General features: G+C 62.0%; 27 protein-coding genes. 13 read left to right on the top strand and 14 right to left on the bottom strand.

All coding sequences use genetic code 11. The features are described from left to right. Positions 1–80 precede the first annotated feature (80 nt). The gene (gene ilvN, locus P3T21_RS21625) at positions 81–572 is read right to left on the bottom strand and encodes an acetolactate synthase small subunit (RefSeq protein ID WP_137954521.1); all 492 of its coding nucleotides are present in this window, start codon (positions 570–572) and stop codon (positions 81–83) included. Between the two features lie 115 nt (positions 573–687). Beyond that, a complete protein-coding gene (locus P3T21_RS21620) occupies positions 688–2,451 on the bottom strand; it encodes an acetolactate synthase 3 catalytic subunit (protein WP_429257986.1) in 1,764 nt (587 codons plus the stop codon). Between the two features lie 346 nt (positions 2,452–2,797). Between P3T21_RS21620 and P3T21_RS21615 the strand changes: the two genes are divergently transcribed. The 11 genes from P3T21_RS21615 to P3T21_RS21565 all read left to right on the top strand — a co-directional run bounded on the left by P3T21_RS21615 (position 2,798) and on the right by P3T21_RS21565 (position 12,525). Next, entirely contained in the window at positions 2,798–3,361 is a 564-nt protein-coding gene (locus tag P3T21_RS21615; protein ID WP_429257985.1) for an RNA polymerase sigma factor, read from the top strand. Further along, positions 3,358–3,804, top strand: coding sequence for a DUF3619 family protein (locus P3T21_RS21610; protein ID WP_429257984.1), 447 nt, complete (start codon positions 3,358–3,360; stop codon positions 3,802–3,804). The genes P3T21_RS21615 and P3T21_RS21610 overlap by 4 nt, the downstream gene beginning before the upstream one ends. 15 nt (positions 3,805–3,819) lie before the next feature. Beyond that, positions 3,820–4,566, top strand: coding sequence for a DUF3106 domain-containing protein (locus P3T21_RS21605; RefSeq protein WP_429257983.1), 747 nt, complete (start codon positions 3,820–3,822; stop codon positions 4,564–4,566). 25 nt (positions 4,567–4,591) lie between these two features. After that, positions 4,592–5,113 carry an RDD family protein gene (locus tag P3T21_RS21600; RefSeq protein WP_429257982.1) on the top strand — a complete coding sequence of 174 codons (522 nt, stop codon included), beginning with the start codon at positions 4,592–4,594 and terminating at the stop codon, positions 5,111–5,113. A gap of 261 nt (positions 5,114–5,374) precedes the next feature. Next, complete coding sequence (locus tag P3T21_RS21595) at positions 5,375–6,319, top strand: UDP-2,3-diacylglucosamine diphosphatase (protein WP_429257981.1); 945 nt, start codon at positions 5,375–5,377, stop codon at positions 6,317–6,319. A 62-nt stretch (positions 6,320–6,381) separates the two neighbouring features. Further along, positions 6,382–7,413: a glycosyltransferase family 4 protein gene (locus tag P3T21_RS21590; RefSeq protein ID WP_429257980.1), complete on the top strand. Its 1,032-nt coding sequence runs from the start codon at positions 6,382–6,384 to the stop codon at positions 7,411–7,413. Further along, positions 7,410–8,096, top strand: a complete 687-nt coding sequence (locus tag P3T21_RS21585) for a diacylglycerol kinase (protein ID WP_429257979.1) — start codon at positions 7,410–7,412, stop codon at positions 8,094–8,096. Before P3T21_RS21590 ends, P3T21_RS21585 begins: the two co-directional genes overlap by 4 nt. Before the next feature lie 202 nt (positions 8,097–8,298). Further along, positions 8,299–9,024 carry a TetR/AcrR family transcriptional regulator gene (locus P3T21_RS21580; protein WP_429258036.1) on the top strand — a complete coding sequence of 242 codons (726 nt, stop codon included), beginning with the start codon at positions 8,299–8,301 and terminating at the stop codon, positions 9,022–9,024. A 2-nt stretch (positions 9,025–9,026) separates the two neighbouring features. Next, positions 9,027–9,611, top strand: coding sequence for a TIGR00730 family Rossman fold protein (locus P3T21_RS21575; protein WP_429257978.1), 585 nt, complete (start codon positions 9,027–9,029; stop codon positions 9,609–9,611). Between the two features lie 50 nt (positions 9,612–9,661). Further along, a complete protein-coding gene (locus tag P3T21_RS21570) occupies positions 9,662–10,408 on the top strand; it encodes an SDR family oxidoreductase (RefSeq protein WP_429257977.1) in 747 nt (248 codons plus the stop codon). A 239-nt stretch (positions 10,409–10,647) separates the two neighbouring features. Beyond that, positions 10,648–12,525, top strand: a complete 1,878-nt coding sequence (locus tag P3T21_RS21565) for an ArnT family glycosyltransferase (RefSeq protein WP_429257976.1) — start codon at positions 10,648–10,650, stop codon at positions 12,523–12,525. Positions 12,526–12,601: 76 nt separating this feature from the next. Here the strand turns inward: P3T21_RS21565 and P3T21_RS21560 are convergent, their stop codons facing one another. The 3 genes from P3T21_RS21560 to P3T21_RS21550 all read right to left on the bottom strand — a co-directional run bounded on the left by P3T21_RS21560 (position 12,602) and on the right by P3T21_RS21550 (position 14,873). Beyond that, positions 12,602–13,333: an alanyl-tRNA editing protein gene (locus P3T21_RS21560; RefSeq protein ID WP_429257975.1), complete on the bottom strand. Its 732-nt coding sequence runs from the start codon at positions 13,331–13,333 to the stop codon at positions 12,602–12,604. Between the two features lie 475 nt (positions 13,334–13,808). Next, a complete protein-coding gene (locus tag P3T21_RS21555) occupies positions 13,809–14,252 on the bottom strand; it encodes a TetR family transcriptional regulator (RefSeq protein ID WP_429257974.1) in 444 nt (147 codons plus the stop codon). 444 nt (positions 14,253–14,696) lie between these two features. Further along, on the bottom strand, positions 14,697–14,873 hold the full coding sequence (locus tag P3T21_RS21550; RefSeq protein WP_429257973.1) for a hypothetical protein: 177 nt from the start codon (positions 14,871–14,873) through the stop codon (positions 14,697–14,699). A 190-nt stretch (positions 14,874–15,063) separates the two neighbouring features. Here P3T21_RS21550 and P3T21_RS21545 point away from each other — a divergent pair, with 190 nt between their 5' ends. Beyond that, positions 15,064–15,372 (top strand): hypothetical protein, encoded by a 309-nt coding sequence (locus P3T21_RS21545; RefSeq protein ID WP_429257972.1) that lies wholly within the window; start codon positions 15,064–15,066, stop codon positions 15,370–15,372. A 53-nt stretch (positions 15,373–15,425) separates the two neighbouring features. Next, on the top strand, positions 15,426–15,662 hold the full coding sequence (locus P3T21_RS21540; protein ID WP_429257971.1) for a hypothetical protein: 237 nt from the start codon (positions 15,426–15,428) through the stop codon (positions 15,660–15,662). Between the two features lie 70 nt (positions 15,663–15,732). On the opposite strand, the gene P3T21_RS21535 is transcribed toward P3T21_RS21540, so the two are convergent. From P3T21_RS21535 to sugE, 9 genes are all read right to left on the bottom strand, one after another. After that, entirely contained in the window at positions 15,733–16,479 is a 747-nt protein-coding gene (locus tag P3T21_RS21535) for an H-NS family nucleoid-associated regulatory protein (RefSeq protein ID WP_429257970.1), read from the bottom strand. Between the two features lie 136 nt (positions 16,480–16,615). Next, positions 16,616–17,350: a hypothetical protein gene (locus P3T21_RS21530; RefSeq protein ID WP_429257969.1), complete on the bottom strand. Its 735-nt coding sequence runs from the start codon at positions 17,348–17,350 to the stop codon at positions 16,616–16,618. Positions 17,351–17,409: 59 nt separating this feature from the next. After that, positions 17,410–18,081 carry a DUF429 domain-containing protein gene (locus tag P3T21_RS21525; RefSeq protein WP_429257968.1) on the bottom strand — a complete coding sequence of 224 codons (672 nt, stop codon included), beginning with the start codon at positions 18,079–18,081 and terminating at the stop codon, positions 17,410–17,412. A gap of 305 nt (positions 18,082–18,386) precedes the next feature. Beyond that, positions 18,387–18,602 carry a hypothetical protein gene (locus tag P3T21_RS21520; RefSeq protein WP_429257967.1) on the bottom strand — a complete coding sequence of 72 codons (216 nt, stop codon included), beginning with the start codon at positions 18,600–18,602 and terminating at the stop codon, positions 18,387–18,389. Beyond that, on the bottom strand, positions 18,599–19,558 hold the full coding sequence (locus P3T21_RS21515; protein ID WP_429257966.1) for an SOS response-associated peptidase family protein: 960 nt from the start codon (positions 19,556–19,558) through the stop codon (positions 18,599–18,601). Before P3T21_RS21515 ends, P3T21_RS21520 begins: the two co-directional genes overlap by 4 nt. A gap of 1,072 nt (positions 19,559–20,630) precedes the next feature. Further along, the gene (locus P3T21_RS21510; protein WP_429257965.1) at positions 20,631–21,059 is read right to left on the bottom strand and encodes a group II truncated hemoglobin; all 429 of its coding nucleotides are present in this window, start codon (positions 21,057–21,059) and stop codon (positions 20,631–20,633) included. A gap of 58 nt (positions 21,060–21,117) precedes the next feature. Then, the gene (locus P3T21_RS21505; RefSeq protein ID WP_429258035.1) at positions 21,118–23,619 is read right to left on the bottom strand and encodes an ABC transporter permease; all 2,502 of its coding nucleotides are present in this window, start codon (positions 23,617–23,619) and stop codon (positions 21,118–21,120) included. Between the two features lie 92 nt (positions 23,620–23,711). Next, positions 23,712–24,323 (bottom strand): DUF4126 domain-containing protein, encoded by a 612-nt coding sequence (locus tag P3T21_RS21500; RefSeq protein WP_429257964.1) that lies wholly within the window; start codon positions 24,321–24,323, stop codon positions 23,712–23,714. A gap of 289 nt (positions 24,324–24,612) precedes the next feature. Continuing rightward, positions 24,613–24,933 carry a quaternary ammonium compound efflux SMR transporter SugE gene (gene sugE / locus P3T21_RS21495; protein WP_429257963.1) on the bottom strand — a complete coding sequence of 107 codons (321 nt, stop codon included), beginning with the start codon at positions 24,931–24,933 and terminating at the stop codon, positions 24,613–24,615. Positions 24,934–25,003 lie beyond the last annotated feature (70 nt).

Below are 25,003 nucleotides of genomic sequence, written 5' to 3'. Positions count from 1 at the left end.
AGAGATTCAGGTACTGCGTGTTGTGTACTGCAGGCCGGGTTTGCGTGAAGCGCATCCGGCCCTGATCGATGCGAACGGCGTTACACCTTCAGAATGCGTTCGCCGCGCCCGATCCCCGAGCTGCCCGTGCGGACCGTTTCGAGAATCGCGGTAGCGTCGAGCCCTTCGATGAAGGCGTCGAGCTTGTCGCTCGCGCCCGTCAGTTCGATCGTGTAGGTCTTTTCGGTGACGTCGATGATGCGGCCGCGGAAAATATCCGACATCCGCTTCATCTCTTCACGCTCCTTGCCGACCGCCCTTACCTTGATCAACATCAGCTCACGCTCGATATGGGCGCCCTCGGTAAGGTCGACCACTTTCACCACCTCGATCAGGCGGTTCAGATGCTTCGTGATCTGTTCGATCACGTCGTCCGAGCCAATGGAAACGATGGTCAGGCGCGACAGCGAATGGTCTTCGGTCGGGGCCACCGTCAAGGTTTCAATGTTGTAGCCGCGTGCAGAGAAAAGACCGACCACGCGCGACAGCGCGCCCGGTTCATTTTCCAGCAGGACGGAAATAATGTGTCTCATGTTTCGCTTCTTCCAGATGTCGATGTATCGATGTATGCGGGCCGGTTCGGGCCGCTTCGTCCGCTCTCGCCCTTTGTGGAGACGTGCGCGACGAAGCCGGCGTCAGAAACGGTCGTTATAGATCTTCCGAACCCATGAGCATCTCCGTGATGCCCTTGCCGGCCTGAACCATCGGCCAGACGTTTTCGGTCGGATCGGTCTGGAAATCGAGAAACACCGTGCGATCTTTCAGGCGCAGCGCTTCCTTCAGCGCCGGCTCGACATCCGCGGTTTTTTCGACGCGGATACCGACGTGCCCGTAGGCTTCAGCGAGCTTCACGAAGTCAGGCAGCGCATCCATGTACGAATGCGAATAGCGCTTGCTGTATTCGATCTGCTGCCACTGGCGCACCATGCCCAGATAGCGGTTGTTCAGCGAAATGATCTTCACCGGCGTGTCGTACTGCTTGCAGGTCGACAGCTCCTGGATGCACATCTGGATCGAGCCTTCGCCCGTGATACAGAGCACGTCGTCGTCCGGATGTGCCATCTTCACGCCCATCGCCGCCGGCAGGCCGAAGCCCATCGTGCCGAGGCCACCGGAATTGATCCAGCGACGCGGCTTGTTGAAGCGATAGAACTGCGCCGCCCACATCTGATGCTGGCCGACGTCGGAACACACGAAGGCATTGCCGTCGGTCAGTTCCCACGCCTTTTCCACCACGTACTGCGGCTTGATGATCTCGCTCTTGCGATCGAACTTCAGGCAATCTTTCGCGCGCCAGGCTTCGATGTCCTTCCACCAGTCGGCGAGCGCCGCGGTGTCGGGGCCATGCTCGGCCGTCTGCAGCTGTTCGATCAGATCCTTCAGCACTTCCTTCACGTCGCCGACGATCGGAATGTCGACCTTGACGCGCTTGGAGATGGAGGAAGGATCGATGTCGATATGAATGATCTTGCGCGGACGCGACGCGAAGTGCGCCGGATCGCCGATCACACGGTCGTCGAAGCGTGCGCCGATCGCGATCAGCACGTCGCAGTGCTGCATCGCCATATTGGCTTCGTACGTGCCGTGCATGCCGAGCATGCCGAGGAATTTCTTGTCGCTCGCGCGGTAGCCGCCCAGCCCCATCAACGTGTTCGTAACGGGATAGCCGAGCAGATCCGCGAACTGGTTCAGCTCACGCGATGCGTCGGCCAGGATGATGCCGCCGCCGGTGTAGATATACGGACGCTTCGCCGACAGCAGCAAGGCAACCGCCTTGCGGATCTGACCGGAGTGGCCTTTCGTGACCGGGTTGTACGAGCGCAGCGAAACGGTCTTCATCGGCTCGTACTGGCAAGGCGCCTTCGACACGTCTTTCGGAATGTCGATCAGCACCGGGCCTGGCCGGCCGGTACGGGCAATGTAGAAAGCTTTCTTGACGGTAGCGGCAAGCTCACGCACGTCCTTCACAAGGAAGTTGTGCTTCACGCATGGACGCGTGATGCCGACCGTATCGCACTCCTGGAACGCGTCCTGGCCAATCGCGGCGGTCGGGACCTGGCCGCTGATCACCACCAACGGAATCGAATCCATATAGGCGGTGGCGATGCCGGTCACCGCATTGGTGACGCCGGGGCCGGAAGTCACGAGACACACGCCGACCTTGCCGGTCGAGCGTGAATAGGCGTCGGCGGCATGAACCGCGGCCTGCTCGTGGCGCACGAGGATGTGCTGGAATTTGTCCTGCTTGTACAGCTCGTCGTAGATGTAGAGTACCGAGCCGCCGGGATAGCCCCACACAAACTCGACGTCTTCGTCGGCCAGTGCGCGCATGAGCACGGTGGCGCCGATAGAGTCAGCTTCGTGAGGAGGAGTCGTATCCGACGTGGAGAATTCCGCGCTGGGCATATTCATTGTTCACCTTTCGAATTTTCGGCAAAAAATTGATCGGGTGCTCTCTGCCGGGCTTGTGGCTCGGGTTCAAGCGGCGCGTCCAGTTTGACAGGTGAGCTTCTTGGGCCACACCTCAAATGAGACAAGTCACTTATGTTGCGAACCGTCGACGATATCTGCTGTCGCGATATTGGTCAAGCAGATATTTCCGCGCTGCGGCATGCCACGCATCGGTTCAGCGCGCTTTTACCGGAGCATGCGCGTGCCCTCTTTTCCCTGGTGGGGGCAAAAGTTTGTTAGCATCCGCGGGTTTTACGACATTTTTCGACCGATTACGCGCACGCTCGTTGCGCCGACCCCCAAACGGATGGCATCAGACAAGGAACTCGCCGATTTTCTGGCGGGCGTCGAGAGGCGCGCATTCAAGCAGACGGTCTACGCCGTGCGGGATGATGACGCCGCACTCGACATCGTGCAGGACGCGATGATCAAGCTCGCCGAAAAATACGGCGACCGTCCTTCAGCCGAACTCCCGCTTTTGTTTCAGCGTATTCTCCAGAATACGATGCACGACTATTTCCGCCGGCAGAAGGTGCGAAATACGTGGGTCAGCCTGTTTTCGTCGCTCGGCGGTTCCGACGACGACGATTTCGACCCACTGGAAACGTTCGAAGCCCAGGAAGGATCGGCAGGCGCCGAGAGCAGCGAACAGCGGCTGGAGCGCGAACAGGTACTGCAGCTTATAGACGAAGAAATCCAGAAATTACCTGCACGTCAACGGGAGGCCTTTCTCATGCGTTACTGGGAAGATATGGATGTCGCTGAGACTGCCGCCGCGATGGGCTGCTCCGAAGGCAGTGTGAAAACGCACTGCTCGCGAGCTACCCACACGCTGGCGCAAGCGCTCAAGGCCAAAGGAATCACGCTATGAGCTCCGCTCCCGATACGAAAGAACTCGAGTTTGCGCGACAGCTGCGTCGCGCGCTCGACGAAACCACTGCCAGTCTTCCGCCCACTACCGTCGACCGTCTCGCTGCGGCGCGCCAGGCCGCGCTCGCCCGCAAGAAAGCCGAGCCGGTATCGGCGCCGGCGTTCGCGCCGGCTCTCGCTGGCGCTGCTGCCGGCATGTCTGCCGGTGCGCCGGTGCCCGAATTCCGCCCGGCGAATGCGCCGCGCCGCTCGCCGCTGCGCCGCTTCGCGCTCGCGTGGCCGCTTGCCGCGCTGGTCGTGAGCCTTGTGGCTATCGCCTACTGGGAAGACCAGCAGCGCACCGCCGAACTCGCCGATATCGACGCCGCCATGCTCAGCGACGACCTGCCGCTCAACGCGTACCTCGATCACGGGTTCAACGCGTATCTGTCGCGCGCGCGCTGACCGGAGGTCGATCGGGTGAGTTACAAGCGCGGCCTCGCCGTTGTCTCCGGATGCGTGATCGCGATCCTCGTATCGTTCGCCGCCACCTGGCCACGTTTCCATCCGAAGCCCGTGTCCGCTGCGGCACCCGTCGCCGGCGCGCCTGCTTCGTCGTCTTCGCCCTCGTTGGGTGTCGATCTGGCGGGAATTGCCAGCAACAACCCGCTTTCCTGGTCTCACCTTACTGAGGCCGAGCGCATCGCGCTTGCGCCGTTTGCCGGCCAATGGGATACCTTCAGCGACGCGCGCAAGCGCAAATGGATCAAGATCGCGTCGCGTTACGCGAAATTGTCGCCTGAAGCGCAGAAGCGACTCCATGAACAGATGACCGCATGGACCCGCATGACGCCGGAACAACGGCGTGTCGCGCGGGAAAACTATCAGGCGTCGAAAGAACTGCCGCGCGAAGCACGTCAGAATGCGTGGAAGGCGTATCAGCAGTTGTCGGAAGAACAAAAAGAGCGGCTGGCGGCAAGCGAGCACAAGCGCCGGCCGACCGTCGTCAGCGCGCCGCCGACGGGCAAAACCGAACTCAAGGACATCGACAGGCTTGTGAACGCCCGCGGCGCGAGCGGCCCGGTCGCGTCGGCAGCGGCGGCTGGCGCTCCTTTGCCCGCGCCGGCGGTCCTTCCGCCGGGTACGGCGCCCGCTGGCGGCTTTGTTCCGGCGACGCCGCAACCTGTCTCGCCCGCTGACGCGCCGTCGATCTTCAACGGCTCCTGAGCCCTTCTCTTTCGTCCGACGATCCGTGTCCAGCCCGCCCGCCACCGCCGACCTGACTCCGGATCGCCCCGCATCCGCTCCGACCGTGCGTCGCCGGCTGGCGACGATGCTCTACGAAGGCGTCATCCTGTTCGGCATCGTGTTCTTCGCCGGCTATCTGTTCAGCACGCTGACGCAGCAACGCAACGGCCTCACGCATCACAACCTGCTCGCCGCGTGGGTTGGGCTGGTGGTCGGCCTGTATTTCGTCTGGTTCTGGACGCACGGCGGACAGACGCTGCCCATGAAAACCTGGCGCCTGCGCCTCGTCAGCGCTGACGGCGCACCTGTTTCGACGGCGCGCGCGATCATGCGCTATGTGCTTGCGTGGTTGTGGTTTCTGCCGCCGCTCGCGCTGCATCCGCTGCTGGGACTGGCCGTGCCGCAGACGCTTTTCGTTGCTGCCGTCTGGTTCGTGCTGTGGGCGGCCACCGGGCGGTTCGGCGCGAGCCGCCAGTTTCTGCACGACCGGCTCGCCGGCACGCGGATTATCGAAGTGACGCGCTAGACGCGCCGGACACGCCGGCCGCGCGAACACGCGCGCCAATCGCGAGGCCGGCGAGCGGCACCATCCAAAACACGGTCCATAGCGACACTTTCACCGGCAGTTGATGCCGCGCGAACGCGCACACGTCGCAATGCACAACGGTTGTATTCCCGCCACGTAAGGATGCGCTGCCGCACGCCGTAATAAGAACTTCTCGTGACTGTCACGGCACCGACACACGCCGATGGCCGAATGCACGTACCGCAACCCGACGCGTGAGCCATGGACAACCAGACGTCCGCGACTTCCCTCTTCCGCCAGACCGGCCCCGGCGTCGACCCCGTCGCTTTCGGACCGGGCACCCTTCCCGGCAATACGATTCCGCTGCCCCATCCCCCGTCGATACCGGTGACGGGCGCAAGCCATCACGAAGATGACCACGACGCGACGCATCGTTACCGCACGATCTGGCTCTCGGACATCCACCTGGGTTCGAGCGGCTGTCAGGCGCCCTATCTGCTGGATTTCCTGCGTCACAACGAATCGGAATACCTGTACCTCGTCGGCGACATCATCGACGGCTGGCAGTTAAAGAAAGGCTGGTACTGGCCGCAGGCGCACAACGACGTCGTGCAGAAGATCCTGCGCAAGGCGCGCAAAGGCACGCAGGTCATCTACGTGCCGGGCAATCACGACGAAGGCGCGCGCCAGTTTTGCGACCTCGCGTTCGGCGACATCCACGTACGCGGCGAAGCCTTCCACACGACGCTCGCCGGCAAGCGTCTGTGGATCACGCACGGTGACCTGTTCGACGGCGTGATCCAGCACGCGAAGTGGCTCGCCTATCTCGGCGACTCGCTGTACACGCTGATCCTTCTGCTCAACCGCTGGTTCAACCGGATTCGCAGCCGGCTCGGATTCCAGTACTGGTCGCTGTCGCAATACCTGAAGCATCAGGTCAAGAACGCGGTGAACTTCATCTCGTCGTTCGAACGCGTGATGACCGACGAAGCGCGCCGCCGCGGCTGCGATGGCGTGGTCTGCGGACACATCCACAAGGCCGAGATCCGCGATATCGACGGCGTGCTCTACTGCAACGACGGCGACTGGGTCGAGAGTCTGTCGGCGCTCGTCGAGACGTTCGAAGGCGAACTCAAGGTGATCTACTGGACCGTGATGCGCTCGCCGGAAGCAGGCACGCAAAAGGCCCGGGCTACTGCCGCATAACGTGCATCACATCAAAACCTGCTGAACACGCGTCACCCCTTCACTTCACCTGGGCCAGAACGATGAAGATCATGATCGTCACCGATGCATGGGAACCGCAGGTCAACGGCGTCGTCCGTACGCTGAAGAACACGACGCGCGAACTGACCGCGCTCGGTCATCGCGTCGATCTGCTGACGCCGCTCGAATTCCGCACGATTCCGTGTCCGACGTACCCTGAGATCCGTCTCTCGCTGCTGCCGAAAAAGCGCCTGCGCCAGCGTATCGGCGAATTCGCGCCGGACGCGCTGCACATCGCCACCGAAGGTCCGCTTGGCCTCGCGGCGCGCGCGTATGCGATCCAGCACAAGCTGCCGTTCACGACCGCGTATCACACGCGCTTTCCGGAATACGTGCAGGCGCGCTTCGGCGTTCCGCTCGCCGCCACGTACAAATTCCTGCACTGGTTTCACAAGCCGTCGCTCGCGGTGATGGCGCCGACGCCGGTCGTGAAATCCGACCTCGAAAAGTTCGGCTTCACGAACGTCGTGCTATGGACGCGCGGCGTCGATCTCGACATCTTTCACCAGATGGACTCGAAGGTGCTCAACAGCGCACGGCCGATCTTCCTGTACGTCGGACGCGTGGCGGTCGAGAAGAATGTCGAGGCGTTTCTGAAGCTCGATTTGCCGGGCTCGAAATGGGTGGCCGGTGAAGGTCCCGCGCTCGCGGAACTGAAATCGCGCTATCCGACGGTGAACTATCTGGGCGTGCTGACGCAGGCTGAACTCGCGAAGGTGTATGCCGCCGCCGATGTTTTCGTCTTCCCGAGCCGCACCGACACGTTCGGTCTCGTGCTGCTCGAAGCGCTCGCGTGCGGCACGCCGGTCGCGGCGTATCCGGTCACGGGCCCGATCGATGTGCTGGGCGATGGGGGCGCGGGCGCAATGAACGAAGATCTGCGCGAAGCGTGTCTCGAAGCGCTGAAGATCGATCGCAATCATGCGCGTGCGTGGGCGGAACGCTTCTCGTGGGGCGCGGCGTCGGAACAGTTCGCGGCGCATCTGAAGCCGCTGCCGCGCGCGTCGTTCAGCGAGGAAAGCGCCGCCGCATGATGCGTCGCGCACCGCCCACCATGCAGGCCAGAACCTCCTCTGTCCGGCGCCCGTCCGCGGACGCGCCTCGCGCGCCGCGTGATGCGGCGCGCCCTCATCCTGCGGACGCCGACGGCGCCATCACCAACGGCATTGCCAACGCAAACGGCATTGATCCGTTCGACGACGAGTCACAGCCGCATTCGCAGTCGCACCCTCGTCCGCATGGCAAAGGCGGCACGATGCAGACGGACACAGAAACGCACGGCGAGCCGCTGGGCCCGGACGATCCACTCGCGCCCTTGCCGTTCAATCCATACAAAGGCAATCGCGGCCTGACGCGCGCCTGGCACGCGATGAAGAACTCGCTCGCCGGCTTTCAGGTCGCGATCCGGGAAGAAAGCGCGTTCCGCCAGGAGTTGACGCTCGCGGCGATTCTGCTGCCGATCGGCCTGATCGTGCCGGTCGAGCCCGTCGCGCGCGTGCTGCTGCTCGGCTCCGTGCTGCTCGTGCTGATCGTCGAACTGCTGAATTCGAGCGTCGAAGCCGCAATCGACCGCATTTCGCTCGAACGGCATGAATTGTCACGCCGCGCCAAGGACCTCGGCAGCGCGGCTGTGATGGTCGCGCTGGTGATGTGCCTGATGACGTGGGGACTTGTCCTTACCCCGCTCGTGCTTCGCTGGATCGAAGCATGGCGCTAGTCTCCGCTGACGCCGATCCCATCGGCGCGCGGGCGCCCATCCCGAATCTCGCCTGATAACCCTGGTAGCCCCGGTAACCCTGGTCAATTAACGTCCGGTTTATAATCGAACGATCCATTTTTTGACAATACCAACCGCGTCCGGGTGGAATTCGCAGCAGTTGTTGCCGCGCACCAACCCGGCCAAACCAGGGCCGGACGACATGGAAGCCAAACCTCCCCGCCGCACCCGCGAACGGATTCTCGAACTTTCGTTGAAGCTCTTCAACGAAATCGGCGAGCCGAACGTCACGACGACGACGATTGCCGAGGAAATGGAGATCAGTCCAGGCAACCTGTACTACCACTTCCGCAACAAAGACGACATCATCAACAGCATCTTCAGCCAGTTCGAGCAGGAGATCGAAAAGCGTCTGCGTTTCCCCGACGATCACCGCGCGACCATCGACGAAATGTGGTCGTATCTGCAGTACATGATCGATTTCACATGGCGCTACCGCTTCCTGTATCGCGATCTGAACGACCTGCTCGCGCGTAACCGCACGCTCGAGACGCACTTCAAGCAGATCATCAGCCACAAGGTGCGCTTTGCGAGCCAGTTCTGCGAGCAGCTGGTGACGGACGGCGAGATGGTCGCGACACCCGACGAACTGCACGTGATCGCAACCAACATCGGTGTGATCGCCACGTACTGGCTGTCGTACCAGTTCGTGATGAACCCGCGCAAATACAACGAGCAGGAAGCGATCCGCGTCGAGCTGCATCAGGTCAGCGTGCAGATCATTTCGCTGATGGCGCCTTATCTGCGCGGCCGCTCGCGACAGATCTTCGACGATCTCGTCTCGGGCAAGCTGCCGAAGCGCGAGTTCTACGATTACCTGCCTCCCAAAGACGGCGCTCTGCCGCGCAATGAATCGAAGGACAGTTGAGCATGAAGGCAGTCTGCGTATATTGCGGTTCCTCCGATGGAGCCAAACCTCTTTACGCCGAAGCTGCGAAAGCGTTCGGACGGGCACTCGTTAAAGCGGACCTCGCGCTCGTGTACGGCGGCGGCAAGGTCGGCCTGATGGGCGTGATCGCCGACGAAGTCATGACGGCTGGCGGTCGTGCGATCGGCGTGATTCCCGAGTTGCTGGTGAACAAGGAAGTCGGCCACAACGGGCTGACCGAACTGCACGTCGTGCCCGACATGCATCAGCGCAAGAAGATGATGGCTGACCTGTCGGATGCGTTTGTCGCGATGCCGGGCGGCGCGGGCACGCTCGAAGAGCTGTTCGAGGTGTTCACGTGGGCGCAACTGGGTTACCACCAGAAACCGGTGGCCGTGCTGAATATCGACGGCTTCTACGATCCGCTGGTGTCGCTCCTGCGTCACACCGTGGATGAAGGCTTCATGCGCCAGACGTACTTCGACATTCTGCAGATCGACGCAGACCCCATGGCGCTGATCGGCAAGCTGCAACGCTACCAGCCGCCCGCGCGGGACAAGTGGGCCGATAACCGCGAAGTCGTCTGATTTGTGTTTTACGCTGCGTTGATCGCTGACACTCTCCAAAGACTTCTGCCATGACCAAGGTCGTTCTGATCACAGGTGCAAGCCGCGGTATCGGACGCGCTACCGCGCGGCTTCTGGGCGCTCGCGGGTGGTCGGTCGGCGTCAATTACGCACACAACGAAGCGGCCGCGCGTGAAACCGCCGCTGAAGTCGGCCGCGCCGGCGGTCATGCGCGCGTCATTCCGGGCGATGTGGCCGATGAAAGCGCCGTCATCGCGATGTTCGACGCGCTCGTGCATGCGTTCGGACGCATCGATGCGGTGGTCAATAACGCGGGCATCGTCGCGCCGTCGATGCAACTCGCCGACATGGATGCCGCACGGTTGAAGCGCGTGTTCGACGTCAACGTACTTGGCGCGTATCTGGTCGCGCGCGAAGCTGCGCGGCGGATGGCGAAGGATCGCGGCGGCGATGGCGGTGCGATCGTGAACGTATCGTCGGCGGCATCGCGGCTCGGTTCGCCGAATGAATACATCGACTATGCCGGCTCGAAAGGCGCGATCGATACGATGACGATCGGCCTTGCGAAGGAACTCGGCCCGCAGGGCGTGCGCGTGAATGCGGTGCGTCCAGGACTCATCGACACCGAGATTCATGCGAGCGGCGGTCGCCCGGACCGCGCCGCGGTGCTCGGCGCGCAAACGCCGCTCGGACGCGCCGGCAGCGCGGACGAAGTGGCCGAAGCGATTGTGTGGCTGCTGGGCGATGCGGCGTCGTATGTAAACGGCGCGCTGCTGGACGTCAGCGCGGGACGCTGAAGCCACCCTCTCCCCTCTGTTTCTGGCTTTCTGCCGGGGCATAGTCGCGTCCGCGCGGCCGTATTTCAGAATCCTTGCGCGCCCTGTAACCGTTCGTAATAAATGGCGCATAGAATGTCGCCGGGTCTCGCGGAGCAATGCGCGAGCCAGGACTACACGTGGCGCTACCAGACAACACGGACGACACGCATAACCACTCGCGGACCGCAGGGTCGCAGCGGCGACGAGAGACTTTCGCAATGGATCACCCAAAGCCACATCCTGCGCGCGTTCACGCGACAGGCGCCGCCGTCGCGAGCGATGCGCGAACCGGCGCGGCAACCCCGCTGCTCATGGCCGGAAACCCGGCCGCTCCGCTTTCACCCGCCACGCCCGCGAGCCCGGTTCGCCGGATCGAATGGTCGCGCTCCGTCATCTGGATCATCGCCATCGCGCTGCTGTGTGCGTGGGTGCTGCCGGGCACACTCGGGCACGACCCGTGGAAGCAGGACGAAACGTATACATTCGGCATCGTCCAGCACATGCTCGAAACCGGCGACCTGGTGGTGCCGACCAACGCCGGCCAGCCTTTCGTCGAAAAGCCGCCCATCTATGACTGGGTCGCCGCAGGCCTAGCGTGGATGTTCGGACGCTATCTGCCGCTGCACGACGCCGCCCGCCTTGCGAGCGCGCTTTTCTCGGCCGCCACGCTGTTCTGCACGGCGCGCCTGGTGCGTGCTGGAACCGGCGCACAACGCTGGCTCGATATCCGCGTGATCGGCGGCATTGCGCTCTTCGCGAGCAGCCTTGTCGTGATCAAGCACGCGCACGACATGATGACCGACGTCGCGCTGATGGCGGGCGCAGCGCTCGGCTTTTGCGGACTGTTCGAGCTCGTGTGCGCGCAGCTTCGCACGATCGACGACGCTCCGCAGCCGGCTGCGAAGCACGCGGCGGTGATGTTCGGCGCGGGCGTCGGCGTCTCGCTGATGGCCAAGGGCCTGTTTGTGCCACTCGTGTTCGGTGCGACGACGGCGGCGGTCATGCTGCTCTATCCCGCGTGCCGCACGCGCAGCTTTGCGCGTTCGCTGATGCTCGCCGCGCTCGCGTTCGCGCCGTTTGCGCTGATCTGGCCGGCCTGTTTCTACACGCGCTCACCAGAGCTGTTCAAGGTCTGGCTGTGGGATAACAACGTCGGCCGCTTCTTCGGGTTTTCTGTGGCCGAGCTTGGCTCGGAAAACGACACGCGCTTTTTCATACTGCGCGCGCTCCTGACCGTCGGTTTCCCGGTCAGCCCGCTCGCGCTCATCGCGCTCGCGGCACGATTGCCCGGCGGATGGCGCCATCTGCTCGATCCGAAGATCGCGCTGCCGACGCTCTTCGCCGGCATCGGCGTGCTCGTCCTGCAGATGTCGGCGACTGCGCGTGAGGTCTATATCCTGCCGTTCATCGCACCGCTGGCGCTGCTCGCCATCCAGGGCGTCGAACGCGTACCGGAACGTGTCCATTTCTTCTGGGATATGACGAGCCGCGTGCTTTTCGGCGCGTTCGCCGCGCTCGCATGGACCGTCTGGTCGACGATGACGGGGCCGGTCAACGCCCATGCGAGCGTGCATCTGCTCGGCCGCTGGCTGCCGCTCGACTGGGTGATGCCGATGCGGCCGGTACTGATCGGTTCAGCGCTGCTGCTGACCACCGGCTGGCTGTGGCTGCTGCCGGCGCTCAAACATGCAGGCCGATGGCGCGGTGCGTTGAGCTGGTGCCTCGGTGCGATCGTCGCATGGGGTCTCGTCAGCACGCTCCTGCTGCCGTGGCTCGATGAGGCGAAAAGCTATCGTTCGGTGTTCGAAGACCTGCGCACGCACCTCGACATGGACTGGAACGACGGCGACTGCATGGCGAGTATCGGGCTGGGTGAATCGGAAGCGCCGATGCTGTATTACTTCGCCGGCGTTGAACACATGCCCGTCAAGGACACCGACAGCACGGAATGCACGTGGCTCATCGTGCAAGGCGGCCGACACGCCACGCGCCCTCTGTCAAGCGACTGGCAGCCGTACTGGTCAGGTGCGCGGCCCGGCGATACCGACGAACTGTTGAGCGTTTTCGTGCGCACGCCGGCCACTGGTCAGCCTTAACCGTCAACGACGCAGGCGGCGTGGCGACACGAACGTCTCCCTGCGCTACGCAGCGGCAGTTCATCCGGCCACGCGCTCACACAAACTCCAGCACGATGCGCCGCGTGCGCGCGCTCTTCTTTTCCAGCTTTGCCACACGTAACGCGCCGATTTCCTCCGTGTTGCGCACGTGCGTGCCGCCGCACGGCTGAAGATCCACATTTTCGATGCGCAACAGACGCACGCGCCCGAGCCCCATCGGCGGCTTCACGCTCATCGTGCGAACGAGTTCGGGACGCTGCTCCATTTCTTCGTCCGTGATCCATTGTGTCGAGACGCCATGCGCACCGCCGACCAGCTCGGCGAGACGCGCTTCGATCATCTCGCGTTCGATCGGCTCGACTGTCGCAAGATCCAGACGCGCGTATTCGCTCGTGATGCTGCAGCCGTCCACCGGATACGGCAGCACTGCGCAGATCAGATGACTCGCCGTATGCAGACGCATGTGCCGGTAGCGACGCTCCCAGTCGATGTCGGCCGTCACGCGCTCACCCGGCTGAAAGCGCGCCAGCAACGCTTCCTGGCCGGGCGCGGGAACATGCACGGCGTCATCGGGCGTGGCGCCTTCGAACTTCGCCTTGCGGGTGTCCGCGATAACAAGACGCGTGCCGTCGGCGAGCGTCAGCGTGCCGGCGTCGCCCGCCTGGCCGCCGCCTAGCGGATAGAACACCGTCTGGTCGAGATGGATGCCCTGCTCGTCCACGGCGGTAATCGTGGCTTCGCATTGCGTGAGATAGGCATCGTCGCGAAACAGCGCGCGCGTCGTCATGATGAATCCCTTCGTTGTTCCGCAAAAACCCATTATGCCGGGCGGTCGGCGGCACCGAAAGTCAGCCGCATGGCCAGGACGACCGGACTGTACTGGCTGTTGAAACAGGCCAGTTGCGGCCGCGCCGCGGCACCCCACGTCACGCAGAGCGCGGCGCAACGTGTTATCCGCCGCCAACTGGCAGACAGACGCGCAGCCGGATCAATCCGGCCGGTTACGCATCCAGCTCCTGTGAAGACTACTTACTGTTAGTTGTTGCCAAATAGCTGAGTGGAAAAAGGGTGAGTTCTATTCCGGAAGGCTGTTGCCATACTGCCGGACTCCGGGGCATGAGACTCGTCTTCTCCACGGATGACTTCGTCTACGCCGGACCGCCCCGTCCAGACCCAGTGAAACATAACTCCGTTCCGTATTTCACTTCGCCAGCAACCGTTGGTTATGCCCACGATATTGCGCGTCCCAGAGGTGACTCACGTCAGATACAACACGGCATCGCTGTCTCAGCCCCCTTTCGATTGGGCATCACGAAAACTTTTCCAGCAACCTGAGCCTGGAGAGAGGTTACCTCGTCGCGGAGCGTCTCGTTAATGGACGCAAGGGTGGCGATATCACTTTGCGCCGCCTTAAGCTGCTCTCGTAGTTCCTTCAGCTCGGCACGCGCCTCGGCAAGCTCTGCTGCCTTGATATCGCGCTGCTGGCGCGTGGAACGACCAACCAGGGCTCGAATGTCTTCAGCGGGGTCGGGGTAAGTGTTATGGATGAGGCTTGGGCTCACCCCCGCCTCGGCGGCGACCGCTGATATGCTCATTTTCAGGCCTTTATTCTTGACCCGCAAAACCGCAGACTGTAGTTCCTCCTTCGTCTTGTCCCGGTTGCGCGGCCGAGGCTCACGAGTCGCGTTTTTGCCAGTCGGCTTCACGAGATTATCCCCGACTTTGCGTAGGCCGCCCTTTGTGCCGCAGAAGGTAAAGGAACACCAGGTTCTCGTAGGACCTGCTTAGAGCGCCGAATTGCTCGCCGGGCCTTCTGCACCACGGCTGGGCCGCAATCAGTGACAGCCGCCAAACGCAGATTGTCAAGATGTATCGCCTGCCAAACGGCAGCATGGTTGCGGTCAATGACGGCATGGGAGCATGCCTGCACAATTCGTTGGCTCATAGACGCCCTGCCCGTGGCAAACTCGGGTGCCACTTAGGCACCAAGCGTGGCCAGTGCTACGAATTTCGATGGACTCCGCAGTATGCAGGAGCAGTTCGTCCAAGTCGCGGACAGGGATAGCTCGCGCTTGAAGCAACTTTTTGCCTCGGCGGAGCGAATTGGCTTGATAGTTCTTTTTCCTCGCCATTGACTGTTCCCCGGGTTATCAGTTCGAAGACGATGTGCTGACGCTGTGTGCGAGCAGCACCGGGGTTACGTCGTAGAGACGGTCGAACTCCTCCATCATCGAAAGCGCCTCTGCGCCCACGAGCCGCTCAATTTGGTCGAGGTACACCATCGTCGTCTGCACGTTCGTATGCCCGAGGCGGTCGCGGACATACATAAGCGGCTCCAACTTGATGCTCGGGTTCGCAACTGCAGGTCCTGACGGCATACCGCGCACGCGGTACTCCGGCGCTAGTAATGCCGTGTTACCAATCTCGCACCGCCGTTTCACCTGTGTCCAGCATCGCAACCTACACTTCGAGCCGTAGTCACTGACATTGCACTCGAATGTGCGAGGAGTAGCGAAGATGAACAAGAAGATACTTGGCGCAGCACTTGGTCTGGCGGTTCTGGCGGCATCAACGGCAGCATCGGCGCACGTCGACGTCGCCATCGGACTGGGCATCCCCGGAGCCGTGTATGCGCCGGCAGAGCCGGTGTACGCACCGCCACCTCCCGTCGTGTATGCTCCCGCACCTGTCGCCGTCGCGTACGACGGTGACGACTGGCGTGCCCGGGAATGGCGCGAGCGTCGTGAGTGGCGTGAACGTGAATGGCGCCGCCAGGAATGGCGTGAGCACGAGTGGCGCGAGCGTCGTGATTGGCGCGGGTATTGAAACGACACCGGAAAGCGCCACATCCGAAAAATAAAACCTCAGAGTACCTTCGAATGAAAGCTAGCCCGATAAGAATCGCCTTGATTGCAACGACGCTGGCCTTCGCAATGGCAGGCACGGCAAACGCCGCAGGCTGCCTCAAGGGCGCGGTGGTAGGCGGGGTCGCTGGGCATTACGCGGGGCACCACGCTGTCGTTGGTGCGGTAGGTGGCTGCATGGTCGGCAGGCACCTTGCGAAGCAGCACGCTCAACAGCAAGCCGCGCAACGTCAGGCAGCCCAGGCGCAATAAAACGTCGTGTCGTTTGCTTGCCCGGTGGGCCTGGAGAATCGCTAGTCCACCGGGCAACTGCCAACTGTGCTCAGGTCGCCAACTCGGCGCCAGACTCGACTGTGGCCACCGGAGCAGTCACGGCTGCGGTCTTGCGTGGCGCTTTCTTTGCCGGCGCTTTCTTGACTGCGGTCGGCACGGTGTTCTTCGCTGCTGCTTTCTTAGCCGGCGCCTTTGCGCTCACGGCCTTCCTGGCAGCAGTTTTCTTCGCCGTCGGGGCCTTCTTCGCAACAGCCTTCGTGACCGCCGGTTTCGCATCGGCCGCCGTGCTGTCGCCATCAATCAGAAACTCGCTGCGGTCTTTGGCACCAGCCAGCCACGCCGGCGCACGACCGCGGCCGCTCCATGTCGCGCCCGATGTTGGGTCCTGATACATCGCCGGCTGCGGACCGCGAACATAATTGCCAGCAGCCTTCGCTTCGCTGACGGGAGCCGGCTTCGCCATCGCCGTACTTCCGTCAAACAAGAATTTGTCTCGGTTCTTCGCGGCGGCAATCCAACCTGGTGCCCGGCCACGTCCGGTCCAGGTTGCACCACTCTTCGGGTCGCGATACTTGACCGCAGCAGCGCTACCTTTGCTCGTGGTCCTGGCAACTGCCTTCGTGGCGCGTTGCTTGCCGCCAGCGTGCGCGTCAATGTCAGCGGTGGTCAGGCCGTGCTTCGCCATCAACTCGCGAATCTTTTCGATGACGCCCGACGATTGCTTTGCAATCAGCGCATCCGCTTGGGCCTGCAATTTTTTAATCTTCGCCTGCATTGCTTTCAAAGTCGTTGCCATCAAGTGGCCTCCTCATAAATGTGGTCGCAATATGCCACGGTCTCGCTAGGAAAGGCTAGTGCATTGACTGGAGCGGCGTATCACCGAAAATCACAACACTGCGTCGCCGCGCTCCATGCCCTTCTATGCGGTCCGCTCAAGGCTTGTCCTTGCCGCGAACATTACTTGGTGGTTCCCCGGTGCTTCCACCGCTCCTCCTTCGGCGTTGGAAGAGTGCGCCGAATCCAACGGCTACAAGCAATGCCGTCATCAGACCGGCGCTCATGCCGGTCGTGCCCCGCGACTCACTCGCGCCCGAGGGAGTAGACGCGACCGTAGGCGAAGAGGCTTGTGTCTCCACGGGTTTCGGAAGCGCCACGCCGGCGGCACTCCCTTGGCGCACCAGAGATGCTTCCGAAGTCGGCAAGGCCTGGGATGCGGGATGGACGATTGCTTCCGAAGCAGGTCCGACAGGAGCCATGGCAGTAGCCGAGGTCATAACCGGAGCCACCGCAGCGCGGGAATTGGTTTCGACAGACTTGGCCATCGCCGCCCACCGAGCAAATACGCCGTCGATGCAGTGGACGTCACCGCAGGCGTTGCGCGATTGCCGCCACTGAGCGAGTTGTTCAGGTGAGAGCTTTCCACTGCTCAGCAGAGCCTGCTGCTGCGCGAAGACATCGTCGTATTCATTGTTCAGGATGGCGTGGTCGCATATCACGCGTTCCGCCGGTTGTCGCGTGGTCGCACATCGAATATCGCTCGCCCATGCCGCGGTCGAACCAAACGCTGCCATTGACAGCAACAAGACCAAATTTCGTCTCAGATACACCCGTCCTCCTGGAATGTGATTGCCGCTATTAAAACTGCCGTCGCCCGTGAGGGAGCTCAAGTCTGTGCCTAACGGACTCAAGGGACACATGGCGCCGCTATTGCATCAACCGTATTAGTTCAGTCGTGGGAAAGGTCTGAACTAACTCGCCTATCGTGAACAGCGGGAGTAGGCACCACGATGAATCCCCCTAGCTCATCGCCGTACGCTTCGACTCTTCCGTCAAGTAGATAATTTGCCGTCAACGCGCACAGCGCCGCATCAACGTCGTCGATAGACCTCAGCGGCGTTGTTTCAACTCCCTCATGTTTGAGGATTTCTCGGCGCTGAGTTCCCTTTTTCTTCGCTGATGCGACTTCCTTCCCAAGGTAGGCGCAAGTTATCGCGTGGGGAAACGTCTCGAAACACACTCGGTCACCGATTTCTTCACCATTCTTGAAAAGAGGAAAGTGTGGAGCGAATGCGTCATATACACGCTCGCCGTTGAACATCCACCCGTAGAATCCGCTTTTGCTGGACATGGCCATTTCGCGAGTCGGTGTGGCAAATGAAAAGATTCTTTGCTGAGCAAGAGACTTCTCAGCTTGCCTGCCAGCCTCGCCAATTCGCCACCTGCAGGGTGCGTCAATGCCCACCGCCGCTACCTCAAATTCGAAGCATTTTTCGAGCATATGCCCCGGCGCTTCTTTGCGGAGGTTGCACACAATCTGGGTACCACGCAGAATAACCAGATGATTCCCCTTCCGGTCGCCGCCAATATCGATTCCAGCTACAGCTCGTCCAGAGCTCATAGTGCAATTGCCCATTTAAATAAGTCCCGGCGTTCGCACGGGAGGAATGCAGAATAGACCGGTGCGTTGTCGTCGTCGAACTGAATGGGCACTCCACGCTGTACCCATCGCAGCGTCCTTCCGATCTGGTGAAATCCAGGCGTGAGGGTACTCGTGCTCCTTCGAGATTGAGCAAGCATTGCGTCAATGCTGACCGGCGTTTAGCAGCATCCAAATCTGCCGCGCCAGCGGTCCGACAAGAATTCGCGAAAACACCGCGCGACAGCGAGCGCGGGTGTAGTGCTCTTCTACTCGCACATCTTTCATCATGCCGGCGCCGTTGAGCGTGGGGTCTTGATGCGGCGGCTCAGCGGCCGACTTGCCGTATAGGTCAGCACATCGCGCACAAGGTTGAATCCAAAGGTCCATTCGTGAGTTGCCAAAAATTGCGAGCGGTCGTGGCTGACAACTGCAGTTGCGCGAGGAACTGTGCGGCTCGATTTAGCCAAGCCATTATCGCGGAGCAAAGTGATGGCAGTCATGCCGCCAGTCGGTGTTCGTAGTAAGGTCGGTCACGGTCGTCCAGAATTGCATACAACGCCGCAAGGTCGGATGCGTTCGGGTTGAGCCACGCGTCTAAGTTCTCTGGTTTTATCGGAATAACGCAGCGGTCATGCCCCGCTGCAGAAATCTCTGGGGGCGGCTCATCTGTGATGGCAGCAAATGAGAGCAAGTCTGGCTCGCCCGGTGCAGACCAGCGCGACCATAAACAGGCAACAAGCATGTCGTGCGCCGGATTCGGCCGGAATTCCAAAACAACGTTTTCGTCTCTCTCACCTTTGGCAACGTTTCGCCCCTCCATCTTTGCGCGGCTGACGTTTTCATAGAACGCATTGACGACAAGGATGCCGTGCGAGTAACCGAACAGCGGCTTCCAAAAACCTTCCAAGCTGTCTCTTCGGGCGTTATAGGTTCCGGGGAATTTGACGTCATACGACGCCGGTTTGCCCGCAATGCGGCACTGATAGCGCATGGGTTTTATGACGCGCTGTCCGTTCTCCATTACCATCACTGGCGCGTAGTGCCCAGGGAAGATGCGCGAATCGGGGGCCTTCGGCTCGGTCCGCTGTATGTCGTCAAGCTTGCCGCGGGCCCAGGCGATTTTGTCGGTGGCTATTCGCTGGCTTTCGGCGGCGGCTTTCGTCACCTTAGTCTGAAGTGAACGCTCGGCGTCCGCCAAGCGAGTGCGCTGCTTGAACAGGTCCTGCTCGAGCTTCGTCACCTGCTCTGCGTTAAACCGGTCGATGAGCGCCTTCACCTCGCGCTCGGCATCGGACTGAGGCTCCGAAAACGCGTCTTCCATAGCCTTCGGAATCTTCGCTTTGCTGCCCTCCGCTCGCTCGAAAAAGAGGCGCGCGAATTCCTTGAGGCTCATCGTCGCGCCAAACATCCGTACGAACTTGCGATAGTCAGCTTGAATCTGGGCCGAGTAGCACATGGGAGTCTCCGGTTCGCGTCTCCATGATAATAGAAGCGTACGTTGGTGCCACTCGGGACAATGTCCGGCCCCGACCTAAACCGAAGAGGGCGACCCGCCGGAGCTAAAGAGTTTTCTTCAAGCAGACGGCGGTCGCGGGACACAAATGGGCAAACTGCGCACTCGCCTGGAGCTCAGTAGGTGCGCTTCCTCGCAGAAGTACGCCTCGAGCGCGGTTGACGCTGCATACACCTATCGAGTCGCACCGACCATCCGTTTACACCTGGTCAATGGATTGGAAAGTCGACGATTCCAGCAGTGTTCCGAATCATTGGGCCGTTCACCCGGCACGTCAAACATGGGTTGCTTTGTTCAGGCGGGTACCAATGCGCGTCTCGATTCTCTTCTGGGGAAACGCCCAATGGTATTTGCCAGATGATGGACTAGCCTACTTTAACTATGTCGACACATAACATGTGAAGAAAAGGACATCACCATGCTTACATGCGAGAGGTGTAGTGCACATTTCCGTCACGTCATTTCCGTCGCGTTCCTCATTCTCGTCCTTTGATAGAGATAGCTGTCGCCACTGTGTCTTGAGGTCAGATGAAATGGTGAGCCACGTCGGGTGCCAGTGATGCAGCGGAGATAGCGCTTCAGTGAAAGTTGCGGCTCGTGATGGCAGCTCGCCAAGCAGATACGACATGTCGATGAGGCGTTGAGCCACGAGATGTCGTACCTCACCTTCGCACTGCCATACACCAGGCACTCCGAGTAACGATGCGCCAAGGACTTCCTTGCGCTGCTTCTCAAGCACTTTGGGCCAGACGATACCTAACGACTATGTCCGCGAACAGTCGTTGGCTTGTCACTTAGCTTTAGTCGGTTGTGGTCGAGGCGGAGGAAGCCGCCATTCTCTAAATGAAATAATCCGTGTCACATATCTCGCATATCTGCTTTGGAAAGCGGGCTATGGCGACGCAGATTTGCAACTTTTCTGCGAAGTCGAAGCAGTGCTGGATGCAGCAGTTATCCGGGCACAGCAGGACGCCTCGTGGAGGCTAGAGGAAGTCGAAGCCGCGGCCCCTCAGACTTACGTCATCTTCTTTACTAACGATTTCTGGTTGACCATCCAGTCCGCGGTTTCGAAGAACGAATGCAGGAGCCGCTCGCGCAGCACTTCGGGTAGCCCAATGTCTTCCATCGCCCACGCCATGCAGCGCAGCCACTGGTCGCGCTCGTCCGACGCGATCGCGAACGGCAGATGCCGCGCGCGCAGACGCGGATGCCCAAAGCGGCTGATGTAGTGATCCGGCCCGCCGAGCCAGCCGCACAGGAACCAGAAGAACTTGTCGCGCGAGCCTTCGAGCGTCGGCGGATGGAGCGCGCGGATGCCGGCGAATTCCGGTTCGAGGTCCATCAGGTCATAAAAGCGGTCGATGAGTTCGCGCACGCGCGTCTCGCCGCCCACGAGTTCGAACGCCGTGGTTTGAGCGGGCGCTTCGTCGATCGGATCAGTCATACGTGAAAATAGAAGAAAGTCGAAAAATCAGATGCGGCCTCGTGTCGGACGTGAGGCCTCAGGCGTCACGCAGCGATTGCAGTGCCGGACGCGACAGGACATGCCGCAGGCTCAGCCAGCCGCCGATGCCCGCGCACGCGATGCCCGCAGCGATCCCGGTCGGCAGCAGCCACGGGTTGAAGTCGAGATGAAAGTCGAAGACGCGCGTCGCGAGCACCCAGCCGATGATCTGCGCACCCACCGCCGCCATCAGGCCCGCGAGCGCGCCGACCGCGACGAACTCAGCCACCTGCACGGCGCGCACCTGTTGGTGCGACGCGCCCAATGCGCGCAGCAGCGCGGATTCTCGCATACGCTCGTCGCGCGTGCCGGCGAGCGCCGCGTACAGCACCAGCACGCCCGCCGCGAGCGTAAAAGCGAACAGGAACTGCACCGCGCCGATCACCTGCTGCAACACGCGTTGCACCTGGGCGAGAATCGGGCCGGTATCGATCGCGGTGAGGTTCGGATACGCGGAAATCAGGCCGTCGATCGTCGCGCGCTTTTCGGGCGCCAGATGGAAGCTCGTGATGAACGTCGCAGGAAAGTCCTGCAACGACGAGGGCGGCATCAGCACGAAGAAGTTAACCTTGAACGAGCCCCAGTCGAGCTTGCGCACGCTCGTGACGGGCGCGTCGATCTGCAGGCCGGTCACGTCGAAGCGCAGCGTATCGCCGGGCTTCACATTGATGATCTTCGCGAGACCCTGCTCGATCGAAATCTGCGGCTTCGTCGCCTCGCCGTACCACGTGCCGGCTTCGATGCGGTTGTCGTCGGGCAGGCTCGTCGTGTACGAGAGGTTGAATTCGCGATCCACCAGGCGCCGCGCGTCTTCGGTCTTGTACGAATCGGGATTGACCGGCTTGCCGTTGATGGCAATCAGACGACCACGCACCATCGGCGACAGTTCGGTGCCCGGCAGCCCGTGCGCATTCAGATACTGCGTGACAACTTCGCGCTGATCGGACTGGACATCGATGATGAATTCGTTCGGCGCATCCGGCGGCGTCGACTTGCGCCAGCCGGCAACCAGGTCGTTGCGCGTCATCGCGATCAGCAGCAGGCACATCAGTCCGATGCCGAGCGCCGTGATCTGCAACGCACTCGCGTTGCTGCGTCGTTCGAGCGAAGCCAGCGCGTATCGCCAGCCGATGCCCGCATTCAGACGCTCGCTGCGCACGAGCTTCGATGCGCCCCACAATGCGAGCCGGGCGATGATCGCGAACACGAGCAGCCCGCCCGCGAACCCGCCCGCGACGATACCGCCCAGCTTGAGTTCGCCTGCAGCGACGATCAGCAGCGCCGCGAACAGCACGATGCCGAGCGCGTATGCCGCCCACGCGATGCGCCCTTCGTCGCCCCACTCGCGACGCAGCACCCGCACGGGCGGCACGCGCGTCAGCGGCAGCAACAGCGGCAACGCGAAGCCGAGCAGCAGCACGAGACCGGCCGCGATGCCTTCGAGTGCGGGCCACGCGGTCGGCCACGGCAACGCGACGTCGATCAGGCTCGCGAGCCACCACAACAACGCGAGATGTCCGCCGAATCCAAGCGCCACGCCGAGCGCACCACCCATCACACCGAGCCCGACGAATTCGAGCGTGAAGAGCGAGCGCAGCGTCTTCTGGCTGACGCCGAGGCAACGCATCGCTGCGCAACCATCGAGATGCCGTCGCATATAACGATCCGCCGCCATCGCAATCGCGACGGCGGCAAGCAACGCCGTCAGCAGTGAAACGAGGGTGAGGAAATGGCTCGCGCGATCGAGCGTCTGGCGCACCTGCGGCTGCCCGTCCTGCAGTGATTCGAGCGCGACGCCGCGCATCTTGCCGCCGTCGACGCGTTCATGCGACCACTGCGCGAATTGCGCGACGGCTTCGTCCGGACCGGCGACAAGCAACCGATAAGTCACGCGACTGCCGTACGCAATCAGGCCGGTCGACGCGACTTCGTCGTCGCGCAGCATCAGGCGCGGCGAGAAATTGACGAACGAGAATCCGCGATCCAGTTCGCGCGTGATGACCGCGCCAATCGTAAATGTGCGACTACCTACCTTCACCGCGTCGCCGACCCGCGACTTCAACGCATCGAGCAGCGCCTGATCGACCCATACGGTGCCCTTCGGCGGAATCGCGTTGACGGCGTGGTCGGGCGCATCGGGCGCAGGCGCGATGCGCAGTGCGCCACGCAACGGATAGGCTTCCGATACGGCCTTGATCGCGGCGAGCCGCGACACCGGCTGGTTCGCGTTCGAACCCGGCGTCGAACTGATCATGCTCGGGAAAATGGCGGTGGTCGCCGTGTTCAGCTTCAGCGCCTGCGCTTCGCGGCTGAACTGCAGATCGACCGGATGATCGGCACGCACGATGAAATCGGCAGCAATCATCCGTCGCGCATCGCGTTCGAGACCTTGATGCAGGCGGTCGGCGAGAAAGCCGACGCTGGACAGTGCCGCGACCGCGAGCACCAGCGCGAGCAGCAGCATCGTCAGTTCGCCGGCGCGCCAGTCGCGCAGCGTCATGCGCCCGGCCTGCCTGATGAGATCAGACAGCGTGAACCGTCGCGCTGCCCTTTCGCCTGCCGGAATGCTGATCGAAATGCGCTGCGAATCGCTCAATCGTGCCGGCTCCTGACAAGGCGCGACACCATGTGGTTCGCCATCCCGCGAAAGCCGCCCTGCACGCCGCGCCACAAGCGCGGCAACGCCCACGCGGCCGCCATCAGGAAGCCGGTCAGCAGCAGCAGGAACAGAAACGGCACGAAGAGCGCGAGCAGCAGGCCGCCGAACACAAGCCCATCTTCCGCCGACGAAGCCACCACATTCGACACCGGTTCCGGCGACAGATTGATCAGCGCGCGTGTGCCCGCCTTGGCCAGATGCGCAGTGCCGGCGAGCGTGCCGCCGGCGAGCGCCGCGACTGTCAGCAGCGCCGGATCGGCGTGACCGAGCGCGCCAACAGCGAGCATCGCGCCAGCAGGAATGCGGATGAACGTGTGAATCGCGTCCCACAGGGAATCGACCGCAGGAATCTTGTCGGCGAGAAATTCAGCAACGGTCAGGATCGCGGCCGCGCCGATCACCCACGGCGACGACAGCACGGAAAGCGTTTCGGGAAGATGGATAAGACCGAGCCGTTCGAAGACACCCGCCAGCAACACGGTCAGATAGAGGCGCAAGCCGCTGCCCCATGAGAGGCCTGCTGCGAGCGAAAGTGGTTCAAGCATGGTTGCCTCCTGACGCGCTGCGCGTGCCGTGCTTCACGCTCGCACGCGCCGTAATGGCGACGTGCATGGCAAATGCGCTGGCCGGCACGATGACGGATCTCGCTGCGCCAGAGCGGTCAATCAGACCCGAAGCGACGCCAGACCAGCCGCGCGAGGCTATTTGTGACTGGATCTGGGTTCATTATAGCCACGTTGATTCGCAGCCCGCTGAATGACCGACCTGGACCTTAGGCCAACGTTGCGCGATGCCCACTCGTCAGAACGGTCGACGAACGGGCACCCGATGCGCTCAGTGCCCCGACGACAGCTTCAGCCCGACGAGACCAAAGACGATCAGCGCCGCGCTGACGACGCGCGCCACGCTCAGCGCTTCGCCCAGCATCACGATGCCGAAGATGAAGGCGCCAACCGCGCCGATCCCCGTCCAGACGGCGTAAGCCGTGCCGAGCGGCAACTGGCGCATGGCCATCGCGAGGAGGACGAAGCTGCCGAGCGCCGTCACGATCGTGAACGCCGACGGCCAGAAGCGGGTGAAACCTTCGGAGGATTTGAGACCGGCCGCCCACGCGACTTCCAGCAAACCGGCAATCAAAAGAAGAATCCAGGACACGAGGGACCTCCATGTATGAAATGGGGTCGTCCCCGCTGAACAGAACGTGCAAGGTCGTCCTTACACGTCT

This window comes from Paraburkholderia sp. GAS334 (assembly GCF_050436625.1).
In the GTDB taxonomy this organism is placed as follows: domain Bacteria; phylum Pseudomonadota; class Gammaproteobacteria; order Burkholderiales; family Burkholderiaceae; genus Paraburkholderia.
The sequence above is the reverse complement of the archived record's forward strand: the minus strand, read 5'-3'. Positions and strand labels throughout refer to the sequence as shown.